Source organism: Streptomyces sp. NTD107 (genome assembly GCF_059510435.1).
This window is the reverse complement of record NZ_JCAJZV010000012.1, coordinates 162,488-175,080: the sequence shown is the minus strand read 5'-3', so window position 1 is coordinate 175,080 and position 12,593 is coordinate 162,488. Positions and strand designations below refer to the sequence as shown.

4 protein-coding genes and 1 tRNA gene are annotated in these 12,593 nt (G+C 70.2%); 4 read left to right on the top strand and 1 reads right to left on the bottom strand.

Features of this window, described 5'->3' with window-relative positions:
- A tRNA-Thr gene (locus AC5WRL_RS22445) sits at window positions 1–73 on the top strand.
- Window positions 74–213: 140 nt separating this feature from the next.
- Here the strand turns inward: AC5WRL_RS22445 and AC5WRL_RS22440 are convergent.
- Window positions 214–2,823, bottom strand: coding sequence for a SpoIIE family protein phosphatase (locus AC5WRL_RS22440; protein WP_496090436.1), 2,610 nt, complete (start codon window positions 2,821–2,823; stop codon window positions 214–216).
- Between the two features lie 239 nt (window positions 2,824–3,062).
- On the opposite strand from AC5WRL_RS22440, the gene AC5WRL_RS22435 reads away from it, so the two are divergent.
- From AC5WRL_RS22435 to AC5WRL_RS22425, 3 genes are all read left to right on the top strand, one after another.
- Window positions 3,063–8,690 (top strand): HAMP domain-containing protein, encoded by a 5,628-nt coding sequence (locus AC5WRL_RS22435; protein ID WP_496090435.1) that lies wholly within the window; start codon window positions 3,063–3,065, stop codon window positions 8,688–8,690.
- A gap of 385 nt (window positions 8,691–9,075) precedes the next feature.
- Window positions 9,076–9,750, top strand: coding sequence for a response regulator (locus tag AC5WRL_RS22430; RefSeq protein WP_496090434.1), 675 nt, complete (start codon window positions 9,076–9,078; stop codon window positions 9,748–9,750).
- Between the two features lie 143 nt (window positions 9,751–9,893).
- A complete protein-coding gene (locus AC5WRL_RS22425) occupies window positions 9,894–12,581 on the top strand; it encodes a DNA translocase FtsK (protein ID WP_496090433.1) in 2,688 nt (895 codons plus the stop codon).
- Window positions 12,582–12,593: the final 12 nt, after the last annotated feature.

The window sequence follows — 12,593 nt, the reverse complement described above, 5'->3', positions numbered from 1 at the left end:
GCCCCAATAGCTCAGTCGGCAGAGCGTCTCCATGGTAAGGAGAAGGTCAACGGTTCGATTCCGTTTTGGGGCTCTGAAGTTCACATTCAGAGTTGTTGAAAGACTTTGAAAGAGAAGGCCCCCGCCACGAGGCGGGGGCCTTCTGTGTTTTCGGCTTTCTGCTCCAGGCCGATCCGGTCGGGGGAACGGCTCACGCCATTCCCCCGAACCCGCTTACTCCGGGATACGCAGCGTCAGGATCGCCATGTCGTCCGACGGGGCGTCAGAGGCGAAGCGTTCCACGGCGCGCAGCACGCGGGCCGCGACGGCGCCGGCGGTCAGGCCCGTACAGTTGCTCAGCACCTCGGCCAGACCGTCGTCGCCCAGCATGCGGGTGCCTTCCCGGCGTTCGGTGACGCCGTCGGTCACGCACAGCAGGACATCGCCCGGGTTGAGCGTGGTGTGCTGCTCGTACAGCTCCAGGTCCTCCATCACACCCAGCAGCGGCTGCGGATCGGCCGCGGCCTCCACCCGGCCGTCGCGGGTCAGCCGCAGCGGCAGCGGGTGGCCGGCGCAGACCATCTTCAGCAGCGCGCCGCCGCCCGGCTGCGGCCACAGCTCGCCGTACAGCAGCGTCAGGAAGCGCGAGCGGGAACCCTCGTCCAGGATGGCCGCGTTCAGGCGCTCCAGCACCGCGGGGCCGCCCAGGCCCTCACGGGCCAGCAGCCGCAGCGCGTGCCGGGCGAGCCCGGTGACCGCCGCGGCGAGTGGCCCCGTACCGCACACGTCTCCTATCGCGAAGCCGTAGGCGCCCTCGCGGATCGGAAAGACGTCGTAGAAGTCGCCGCCGACCTCGTTGCCCTCGCCCGCCGCCCGGTAGATGACCTCCACGTCGACGCCGTCGATGTGCGGCAGCTCCGGCGGCAGCAGGCTGCGCTGGAGAGACTGGCTGGTGGCTGTGCGCTCGCTGTAGAGCCGGGCGTTGTCCAGCGCCAGGGCGGCCCGCCGGGACAGGTCCTCGGCCAGCTCCAGGATGTCCTGGCGGAAGCGCTCGTCGGCGGGCTGGCCAAGCGCCAGCAGGCCGATGACCCGGTTGCGGGCGATCAGCGGCAGCAGCACCGTCTCGCCGCCCACCGCCGCGGCCGTCGCGAGACTGGGGCCCGGGGTACGGGGCGCGGGCAGCCGGCCCATCGCCAGGCTGCGCAGAGAGCTGCGCAGTGCGGAGTTGTGGGCGGCGTCGGCGGGCGCGGTCCAGGGCCGGACCCCGAGTCCGATGTCCGGGTCCGGCGGATCGACGCGGGCCAGCAGGTCCTTGATGCCGTCGATGCGGTCCTCGTCCTCGTGCAGGACATAGGACAGTACGGGCTCGGCGCCGGCCTCGGGGATGGTGTAGACGCCGCACCAGGTGGCCAGGGTGGGCACCACCATCTGGGCCATCAGGGCCAGCGTCTGGTCGCGGTCCAGGGTGCCGGCCAGCAGTTCGGAGGCTTCCACCAGGAAGGACAGCGAGTTGCGGCGCAGCCGCTCCAGCTCGGTGAGCCGGGCGGATTCGACGGCGAGTGCGATGCGGTCGGCGGCGAACTGGAGGCGCAGCGCCTCTTCGTTGCTGAAGCGGCCGGGGGTCTCGGAGGCGACACCGAGGGAGCCGGTGAGCCGGCCCTCGACCTTGAGCGGCACGGTGACCACGGCGTGCATGCCGGTGCCGGAGAGCAGCGGTACGGCGCCGGGGGAGGAGGCCAGGTCCTCGTGGACGGAGGGCATCCGGGCGGAGCCGTACCGTCCGCTGCCGGCCTCCACGGGGACGCGGGCGAACCGCTGGCGGGTGGAGGGGAGCCCGGTGGAGGCGCGTACCTCCAGCTCGGTCTCGTCGTCGGTGGCCAGCAGCAGGAACGCCGCGTCGCCGTCCAGGAGGTCGCGGGCGCGCTCCACGGTGCGCTGGAGCAGGCCGTTGAGGTCGTCGGGCGGCGGGGAGCCGATGAGGGCGTCCAGCGGGTCGCTCTGCGGCCGTTCGCCGCCCTCGGCGCCGCCGCCGGGGCGTACCGGGCCGCGGGTGGGGGTCTGGAGGATGGCGCGTTCGCGGTCGTGGACGATCAGGCAGACGGTGGAGGGTTCGCCGCGGGCGTCGCGGACCCGCAGATGGCAGGCGTAGACCGGGACCGTACGGCCCTCGGAGTCGCGCAGGCCGTAGCTGCCCTCCCAGCGGGACAGGGACAGCGCCTCGGCGATGCCGGTGCCGGTGCCGGGGGTCTGCGGCCAGGCGGCGAGGTCGGCCAGTGGTTTGCCGATGACCTGCTCGGGCGGGTAGCCGAACAGGGCCTGGGCGTCGGCGTTCCAGGCGGTGACGGTGTCGGTGCGGTCGACCTGGATGACGGCGACCCTGACCCGGGTCTCGGCGAGGGGCAGCGCCGTGGTGGGCAGCGGGGGCCCGGCGGAGCGGGTGCCGGCCGGGAAGGTCTGTTGTTCGAGGCGGAACCACACGCATTTGTCGGCGGCGGTGTAGTCGACGCCCCAGCGGGAGGCGAGCGCGGCGCAGAGCATGAGCCCGCGCCCGCCCTCGCTGTTCAGGTCGCGGCCACGGCTCATGTCGCCGAGCGGCAGTTCGCGTTCGGGGTGGCGGTCGAGGATCTCGAAGCGGACGCCGTTCTCGTCGCGCAGGCAGCGGACCTCGGCGGCGGTGCCGGCGTGGATGACGGCGTTGGTGACCAGCTCGCTGGTGAGGACGACGGCGTCCTCGATCAGCTCGGCCAGTCCCCAGCCCTGAAGGGTGTCCCGGACGAAGCCGCGCGCCGTGGCGACGGAGCGCCCAACCGGCTCGAAGGTGGCAGCGGCTCGCGCGGTGATCACGTCACTCCCCCAAAAAGGTCTCTTGTCGCTTGCGGGCGCCTCATCGACGGCCGGAAGCCAGATTACTGACGTTGGCCGCCCGCGCGGGCGGCGGATCCGGTGATTTCCCCCTGACCGGGATACCCGGGTGTGCGATGCTGCCGAACTGTTATCGCCCGGTTCTTCGGGAGTGAAACACTGGGAAGGCTCGTTGAGGTAAGCCCGGGCGAAATGGTCGATCCTGCAGGAGGGACACAGTGGTGTCTGAGGGAGCGGTGGCGCGCGCCGGTACGCGTGGGCGTGGCGGGAAGTCTCGGGGGAGCGGGACGGTGGAAGTGGACGCCGTGGCGCTGGGCCGGCTGCTCTCCGCTCTGGAGTCGATGCGGGACGGCAACTTCCGGCGGCGGCTGACGGTGGCCGGGGAAGGGCCGATGGCCGAGCTGGCCGCCGTCTACAACGAGGTCGCGGACCGTAATCTCCATCTCACCGGGCAGTTGTCGCGGGTGCGCCGGGTGGTGGGCCGGGAGGGGAAGCTCACCGAGCGGATGGAGAGCGGGGTCAGCGACGGCGCCTGGGCGAAGGCGATCGATGACGCCAATGAGCTGGTCGACGATCTGGCGCGCCCGATGGCCGAGGTGGGGCGGGTGCTGTCGGCGGTCGCGGTCGGTGATCTGGCGCCGCGGATGGAACTCAAGGCGCCGGGCGGCAATGGCTCGGGGCGTCCGCTGCGCGGTGAGTTCCTGAAGGTGGGGCGTACGGTCAACGGTCTGGTGGATCAGCTGTCGGAGTTCACCGATGAGGTGACCCGGGTGGCCAGCCAGGTGGGGACCGAGGGCAAGCTGGGCGGTTCGGCGCATGTGCCGGGGGTGTCGGGTACCTGGAAGGACCTGACGGACTCGGTGAACCAGATGGTGCTGCGGCTCACCGCGCAGGTGCGTGACATCTCCACGGTCACCAAGGCGGTGGCGGACGGTGACCTGTCGCAGAAGGTCACCGTCCATGTGGCGGGGGAGATGCAGGAGCTGAAGAACACCGTGAACTCCATGGTGGATCAGCTGTCCTCCTTCCAGTCCGAGGTGACGCGGGTGGCCCGCGAGGTGGGCACCGAGGGGCAGCTGGGCGGTCAGGCGCAGGTGGAGGGCGTGGCGGGGGTCTGGAAGGACCTGACCGACAACGTCAACACGATGGCGAAGAATCTGACGCTTCAGGTGCGGGACATCGCCCGGGTGACGACGGCGGTGGCCAATGGTGATCTGTCGCAGACGATCCGGGTGAGCGCGCGGGGCGAGGTGGCGCAGCTGGCGCGCACCGTCACGGAGATGAACGGCACGCTGCGGAGTTTCGCGGACGAGGTGACGCGGGCGGCCTCCGAGATCGGTACGGAGGGCCGGCTGGACGCGCAGTCACGGGTGCACGGGGTGGCCGGTACCTGGAAGGAGCTGAACGACACCGTCAATGACGCGTTCCGCAATCTGACGGCGCAGGTGCGGGACATCGCCGAGGTGACGACCTCGGTGGCGAACGGTGATCTGTCGAAGAAGGTGACCGTGGATGTCTCCGGCGAGATGCTGGAGCTGAAGACGACGGTCAACACGATGGTCGACCAGTTGTCGTCGTTCCAGTCCGAGGTGACCCGGGTGGCGCGGGAGATCGGGCACGAGGGGGCGCTGGGCGGTCAGGCGTCGGTGCTGGGGGTGGCCGGGGCGTGGAAGGACCTGACGGATTCGGTCAATACGGCGTTCCGGAATCTGACGGGGCAGGTCCGTGACATCTCGCAGGTGACGAAGGCGGTCGCCAATGGTGATCTGTCGCAGAAGGTCACGGTGGATGTCTCGGGTGAGATGGCCGAGCTGAAGAACACCGTCAACACGATGGTGGATCAGCTGTCGTCGTTCGCGGAGCAGGTGACGCGGGTGGCGACCGAGGTGGGGATCGAGGGCCGGCTGGGTGGTCAGGCGCGGGTGGACGGGGTGTCCGGCACCTGGCGGCAGCTGACGGACTCCGTCAATGAGATGGCCACCAATCTGACGGATCAGGTGCGGGGCATCGCGCAGGTGACGATGGCGGTGGCCGGGGGCGACCTGTCGCGGAAGATCACCGTGGGTGCCCGCGGTGAGATCCTCGAACTGAAGAACAGCATGAACACGATGGTGGATCAGCTGTCGATGTTCGCGGCCCAGGTGACGCGGGTGGCCCGGGACGTGGGTACGGAGGGCCGGCTGGGCGGCCAGGCGGTGGTGGCCGGGGTCGGCGGGGTGTGGCGTGATCTGACGGACTCCGTCAATGACATGGCGACCAACCTGACCATCCAGGTGCGGGGCATCTCGGAGGTGGCCAGGGCGGTGGCCCGCGGTGATCTGTCGCGGAAGATCACGGTGGACGCGCAGGGCGAGATCCTTGAGCTCAAGGACACCCTGAACCAGATGGTGGACCAGCTGTCGTCGTTCGCCGATCAGGTGACGCGGGTGGCCCAGGAGGTGGGCACCGAGGGCCGGCTGGGGGGCCAGGCCCAGGTGGACGGGGTGTCCGGCACCTGGAAGGACCTCACCCAGTCCGTCAACAGCATGGCGAACAATCTGACGGATCAGGTGCGGGGTATCGCCGGGGTGATGAAGGCGGTCGCGGACGGTGATCTGACCAAGAAGATCCTGGTGGATGCCCGGGGCGAGATCCTGGAGCTGGTCACCACGGTCAACACGATGGTCGACCAGTTGTCCTCGTTCGCCGACCAGGTGAGCGGGGTCGCGCGTGAGGTGGGTACGGAGGGCCAGCTCGGTGGCCAGGCGCGGGTGCGCGGGGTGTCGGGCACCTGGAAGGACCTGACCGACAACGTCAATGTGATGGCCAGCAATCTGACCATGCAGGTGCGCGGGATCTCGGACGTGGCCACGGCGGTGGCGAACGGCGATCTGTCGAAGAAGGTGACGATCGAGGCCAGCGGTGAGGTGGCGCAGCTCGCCGACACCGTCAACAAGATGGTGACCACGCTGTCGTCGTTCGCGGACGAGGTCACCCGGGTGGCGCGCGAGGTGGGCACCGAGGGGCAGCTGGGTGGTCAGGCCAATGTGCCGGGGGTGTCGGGGACCTGGCGCGATCTGACCGAGTCGGTGAACCAGATGGCCACCAATCTGACGCTTCAGGTGCGCAACATCGCCGAGGTGACGACGGCGATCGCGCGCGGTGATCTGACGAAGAAGATCGACATCAATGCCCAGGGCGAGATCCTGGAGCTGAAGAGCACGATCAACACGATGGTGGATCAGCTGTCGATGTTCGCCGATCAGGTGATCCGGGTGGCCCGCGAGGTGGGGACGGACGGGCAGTTGGGCGGCCAGGCCGTGGTCCGTGATGTGGACGGGTCCTGGAAGGACCTGACCGACAACGTCAATGTGATGGCCGGCAATCTGACCATGCAGGTGCGGGAGATCGCCCGGGTGGCCACGGCGGTGACCCGCGGGGATCACACGGTGAAGATCGACACCGACGCGGAGGGCGAGATCCTGGCGCTCCAGGAGAGCGTCAACACCATGATCACCAATCTGCGGGACACCACCAAGGCCAATGACGAGCAGAACTGGCTCAAGAGCAATCTGGCCCGGATCTCGGCGCTCATGCAGGGCCGTCGCGATCTGAAGGACGTGGCGGGGCTGATCATGAGCGAGCTGGCGCCGGCGGTGTCCGCGCAGCACGGCGCGTTCTTCCTGTCGATGCCGGCCGACGCGGAGTCGCCGGTGGTGGCGGGGCCCGATGACGGGGACGGGTTCGAGCTGCGGCTGATCGGCAGTTACGGGTACGCGGCGGGGGCGCATCCCACCTCGTTCCGGCCGGGTGACTCGCTGATCGGTACGGCGGCGGCGGAGCGCCGGACGATCATGTTCGGGCCGACGCCGGAGGGTTATCTGGCGATCTCCTCAGGGCTGGGGCAGGCGCCGCCGGCGCAGGTGATCGTGCTGCCGGTGGTGTTCGAGGACCGGGTGCTGGGGGTGCTGGAGCTGGCGACCTTCGGTGAGTTCACGGTCATCGAGCGGGACTTCCTGAACCAGATGGCGGAGATGATCGCCGGCAGTGTGAACACGATCAGCGTCAACACCCGTACCAAGATGCTGCTCGATCAGACGCAGGAGACCGCGGACAAGCTGCGGGCGACCCGTAACGAGCTGGAGGGGCAGCAGAAGGCGCTGAAGAACTCGAACGAGGAACTGGTGCGCAAGGCGGATCAGCTGGCGCGCACCAACCGGGACATCGAGGTGAAGAACTCGGAGATCGAGGACGCCCGGCAGGTGCTGGAGGAGCGGGCCGAGCAGCTGGCGCTGTCGATGAAGTACAAGTCGGAGTTCCTGGCGAACATGTCGCACGAGCTGCGCACCCCGCTGAACTCGCTGCTGATTCTGGCGAAGCTGCTGGCGGACAACGCGGAGGGCAATCTGTCGCGCAAGCAGGTGGAGTTCGCGGAGACGATCCACGGCGCGGGTTCGGATCTGCTCCAGCTGATCAATGACATCCTCGATCTGTCGAAGGTCGAGGCGGGCAAGATGGATGTCTCGCCGGCCCGGATCGCGCTGGTGCAGCTGGTGGACTATGTGGAAGCGTCCTTCCGGCCGTTGACGGCGGAGAAGAATCTGGAGCTGTCGGTGCGGGTCTCGCCCGAGCTGCCGGCCACGCTGCACACCGATGAGCAGCGGCTGTTGCAGGTGCTGCGGAATCTGCTGTCGAACGCGGTGAAGTTCACCGACACCGGTTCGGTGGAGCTGGTGATCCGGGCGGCCGGCGCGGAGGTGCCGTACGAGATCCGCGAGCAGATGCTGGCCAACGGCTCGATCGAGAACGCGGACGCGCAGCTGGTGGCGTTCTCCGTCTCGGACACCGGGATCGGGATCGCGGCGAGCAAGATGCGGGTGATCTTCGAGGCGTTCAAGCAGGCGGACGGCACCACCAGCCGCAAGTACGGGGGGACCGGGCTCGGGCTGTCGATCAGCCGGGAGATCGCCCGGCTGCTGGGCGGGGAGATCCACGCGGCGAGCGAGCCGGGGCGCGGGTCGACGTTCACGCTGTTCCTGCCGCTGCACCCCACCGAGCTGCCGCCGCCCGGCTACCGGCAGTTGACGGAGGGCGCGCCGGTGCTGGACAGCGCGCAGACCCGGGAGGCGATCGCCCGCAAGGCGGCGGAGCGGCGCGCCCTGGAGGCGGCGCGGTCCCCGGAGCCGGACGGTGCGGTGGCGGCGGGTGCGGTACGGCCCGGGGCCGAGCCCGTACCGGCGCCCGCGGCCGGCGTCCCGGCGGCGGCGGTGCCGGCGCTGCCGAGGGCGCGGGCGAGCGCGGACCGTCCGCGGGGCGGCCCGGAGACGCGCAAGGCGGTGTCGGCGGCGGAGCGGGCGGCGGCGACCATGACGCGACGGTTCCGGGAGCCGGCGGTGCCGGACGGCGCGGCGGCGGGTGCCCGTAGCGGTGAGTCGGCGCGGGAGGGGGAGCCGGGCAAGGACGCGGTGCGCAGGCGCCGGGAGTTCCACGACTTCCGGGGCCGCAAGGTGCTGATCGTCGACGACGATGTCCGCAATGTGTTCGCGCTGACCAGCGTGCTGGAGCAGCACGGTCTTTCGGTGCTCTACGCGGAGAACGGGCGTGAGGGCATCGAGGTGCTGGAGTCCAACGAGGATGTGGTGCTCGTGCTGATGGACATCATGATGCCGGAGATGGACGGGTACGCGACCACCGCCGCGATCCGCCGGATGCCGCAGTTCGCCGGGCTGCCGATCATCGCGCTGACCGCGAAGGCGATGCAGGGCGACCGGGAGAAGAGCATCGAGTCGGGCGCCTCGGACTATGTGACCAAGCCGGTGGACACCGACCACCTGGTGGCCGTGATGGAGGAGTGGATCGAGAGGAAGTGACCTTTCCCACGGCCGGGTTGGCGGAACCATCGGGGGCTTGCGGGCGTTGACCCAGTGCGGTTCACTCTGTTCGCCGCTCCAGTGCGCCCATGGTATGGTGACGCAGCGCAATGTGCTGATCACCGGGCGCCTTGTGTGGTCGGTTGCTGACACGGCGGGCAGGGCGATCGCCCGTGGAGCGGGGAGGTGGCCGGAGCGTTTTCGGCTTCCCGTGATGAAGCGGGCCCACCGAAGGCCGCCGCCCCCGGGCCGGTGACCGGGATCGCTGGCGGTCCCGCGCGCGTGGGTGCCAACATGTCCGGCACAGGAGTGGGCGGCGTGCACAACAGCCGTCCTGGACAGCGGCGCGCCACGGCGGCGCCGCGAGGGGCGAGGAGGACGGGCCATGGTGCAGAAGGCCAAGATCCTCCTGGTCGATGACCGACCCGAGAATCTGCTGGCGCTGGAGGCAATCCTCTCCGCGCTCGATCAGACGCTGGTCCGGGCATCGTCAGGGGAGGAAGCGCTCAAAGCGCTGCTCACAGACGATTTCGCAGTGATTTTGCTGGACGTCCAGATGCCGGGGATGGACGGCTTCGAGACCGCCGCGCACATCAAGCGGCGGGAACGCACCCGGGACATCCCCATCATCTTCCTCACCGCGATCAATCACGGCCCGCACCACACCTTCCGGGGCTATGCGGCGGGCGCGGTGGACTACATCTCCAAGCCCTTCGACCCGTGGGTGCTGCGGGCGAAGGTCTCGGTGTTCGTCGAGTTGCACATGAAGAACGTGCAACTGCGGGAGCAGGCCGCGCTGCTGCGCCGTGAGCTGGAGGGCGGCGCCGCACCGGCCGAGGGCGAGCGGAGCCCGGGCGGGCTGCTGCCGGAGCTGTCGGCGCGGCTGGCGGCCGTGGAGGAGCAGGCCGAGGCGCTGTCCAAGGAGCTCGCCGAGTCGGGCGGCTCGGCGGCGGTGTCCACGGCGGCGCACCTGGAGCGGAAGCTGTCCGGGCTGCGCAGGGCGCTGGACGCGCTGGAGCCCGGCTCCGGCGACCCCGGCCCGGTGGAGGACTCCCCCTGACGGGACCGGGCGGGCTTGACCGGACCCGGTGACGGGATGGGTGCCGGGTCCGGGGGCCGGCACCCCGGCGGGGCGCAGCATTGGGGTAACGCTCGGGAGCGGTATCCGTGCTCCGGCGTGAAGTCCCCGGTAATCTGCCCCTCATGGCTTCAGGTACGTCCGGCAGGGGTTCCAGCGGCGCAGGCGCCGGGCGCGGCGGCGGGGGAGCCGGGAAGACGGCGCCCGCCAGGAGAGCGCCCGCGAAGAAGACGGCGGCCCGCAAGCCGCCGGCCAGGAAGAAGGCCGCGCCCAAACGCAACATCGTGGTGCGCGTCGCCCGCCGGCTGTGGCTGGGCATCGCGCACTCGGTGGGTGCGGTCATGCGCGGAATACGGCGTGGCACCAAAGGACTCGACCCCGATTTGCGGCAGGACGGCCTCGCCCTGCTGCTGCTGGGCCTCGCGCTGGTGGTGATGGCCGGCACCTGGGCCAACCTCCAGGGCCCGGTCGGCGATCTCATCACCCTGGTCATCACCGGGGCGCTGGGCCGCCTCGACCTGGTGTTCCCGCTGCTGCTCGGCTTCATGGCGGTACGGCTCTTCGCCCACCCCGAAAAGCGTGAGGCGAACGGCCGGATCGTGGTCGGACTGACCGCGCTGGTGATCGGTGTGCTGGGTCTGGTGCACATCGCCACCGGGGCCCCCGGCCGCAGCGACGGCGCCCAGGCGCTGCGCGACACCGGCGGCTACCTCGGCTGGGCCGCCTCCCGTCCGCTGATTCTGACACTCGGTGAGATGCTGGCCGTGGCGCTGCTGGTGCTGCTGACCGTCTTCGGACTGCTGGTGGTGACCGCCACCCCGGTCAACGCCATCCCGCGCCGGGTGCGGCAGGCCGCCGTCCGGCTGCGGGTGTACACGGAGGACGGCGCGGACGGCGAGCCGTACCCGCCCGATGGCGGGTACGAGGGCGAGCGACGCCCGGTGCGTCCGCGCCGGCCGCGCCGTGCCGAAGGCCCGCCGGCCGACGACGCCGAGGCGCTGGAGACCGAGGCGCTGGAACGCCGCGGGGCGCCGCGTGGCCGCAAGGGGGCGCGCGAGCGGGACGGCGACCCGATCGATGTGGCCGCCGCGACCGCCGCCGCGCTGGACGGGGCGGTGCTGCACGGGGTGCAGCCCTCGCCGCTGGTCGCCGATCTGAGCAGCCGGGTGGCCACCGGCCGCTCCCGTACCGCCGCTTCCGCCGGCAGCGGTGCCGCCGCGCCGCCCGCGCAGCGTGGCACGGGCGCGGGCGGCGGGGTGCCGGATCTGACGAAGAGCGCCCCCGAACTGGTGGAGGTGCTGCCGCCGCGCGCCGAACAGCTCCAGCTGGCCGGGGACATCACCTACGCGCTGCCCTCCCTCGATCTGCTGGAACGGGGCGGCCCCGGACGGACCCGCAGCGCCGCCAATGACGCGGTGGTGGAGTCGCTGACCAATGTGTTCACCGAGTTCAAGGTGGACGCGGCCGTCACCGGCTTCACCCGGGGGCCGACCGTCACTCGCTACGAGGTGGAGCTGGGCCCTGCGGTCAAGGTGGAGAAGATCACCGCGCTGACCAAGAACATCGCGTACGCGGTGGCCAGCCCCGATGTACGGATCATCAGCCCGATCCCGGGCAAGTCCGCGGTCGGGATCGAGATTCCCAACAGCGACCGGGAGATGGTCAACCTCGGGGATGTGCTGCGTACCGCCGACTCGGTGGGCGACACCCATCCGCTGCTGGTGGGCCTCGGCAAGGACGTCGAGGGCGGCTATGTGGCGGCCAATCTGGCGAAGATGCCGCATCTGCTGGTGGCCGGCGCCACCGGCTCCGGCAAGTCCTCGTGCATCAACTGCCTGATCACCTCGGTGATGTTGCGGGCCACGCCGGAGGAGGTCCGGCTGGTGCTGGTGGACCCCAAGCGGGTGGAGCTGACCGCGTACGAGGGCATCCCGCATCTGATCACCCCGATCATCACCAACCCCAAGCGGGCCGCGGAAGCGCTCCAGTGGGTGGTGCGCGAAATGGATCTGCGGTACGACGATCTGGCCGCGTTCGGGTTCCGGCACATCGACGACTTCAACGCGGCGGTGAAGGCGGGGAAGGTCACCGTGCCGCCGGGCAGCGAGCGTGAGCCGACCCCGTACCCGTATCTGCTGGTGATCGTGGACGAGCTGGCCGACCTGATGATGGTGGCGCCGCGCGATGTGGAGGACGCGATCGTCCGCATCACGCAGCTGGCGCGGGCGGCCGGGATCCATCTGGTGCTGGCCACCCAGCGGCCGAGCGTGGATGTGGTCACCGGTCTGATCAAGGCGAATGTGCCCTCGCGGCTGGCGTTCGCGACCTCCTCGCTGGCGGACAGCCGGGTGATCCTGGACCAGGCGGGCGCGGAGAAGCTGATCGGCAAGGGGGACGGGCTCTTCCTGCCGATGGGCGACAGCAAGGCCACCCGGATGCAGGGCGCCTTCATCACCGAGGCCGAGGTGGCCGCCGTGGTGCGGCACTGCAAGGAGCAGATGGCCCCGGTCTTCCGCGACGACGTCACGGTCGGCGGCGGCGGGCGGAAGAAGGAGATCGACGAGGAGATCGGCGACGATCTGGATCTGCTGTGCCAGGCGGCGGAACTGGTGGTCACCACCCAGTTCGGCTCGACCTCGATGCTCCAGCGCAAGCTGCGGGTCGGCTTCGCCAAGGCCGGGCGGCTGATGGATCTGATGGAGTCGCGGGGTGTGGTGGGGCCGAGCGAGGGATCCAAGGCGCGGGATGTGCTGGTGAAACCGGACGAACTGGCCGGGGTACTGGCGGTGATCCGGGGTGAGCCTCACCCGTAAGGCGTAATCGGG

Excerpts from the sequence above, each read along its gene's own strand:
- AC5WRL_RS22425 (WP_496090433.1), top strand. The coding sequence starts at position 9,894 with ATGGCTTCAGGTACGTCCGGCAGGGGTTCCAGCGGCGCAGGCGCCGGG.
- AC5WRL_RS22430 (WP_496090434.1), top strand. The coding sequence starts at position 9,076 with ATGGTGCAGAAGGCCAAGATCCTCCTGGTCGATGACCGACCCGAGAAT.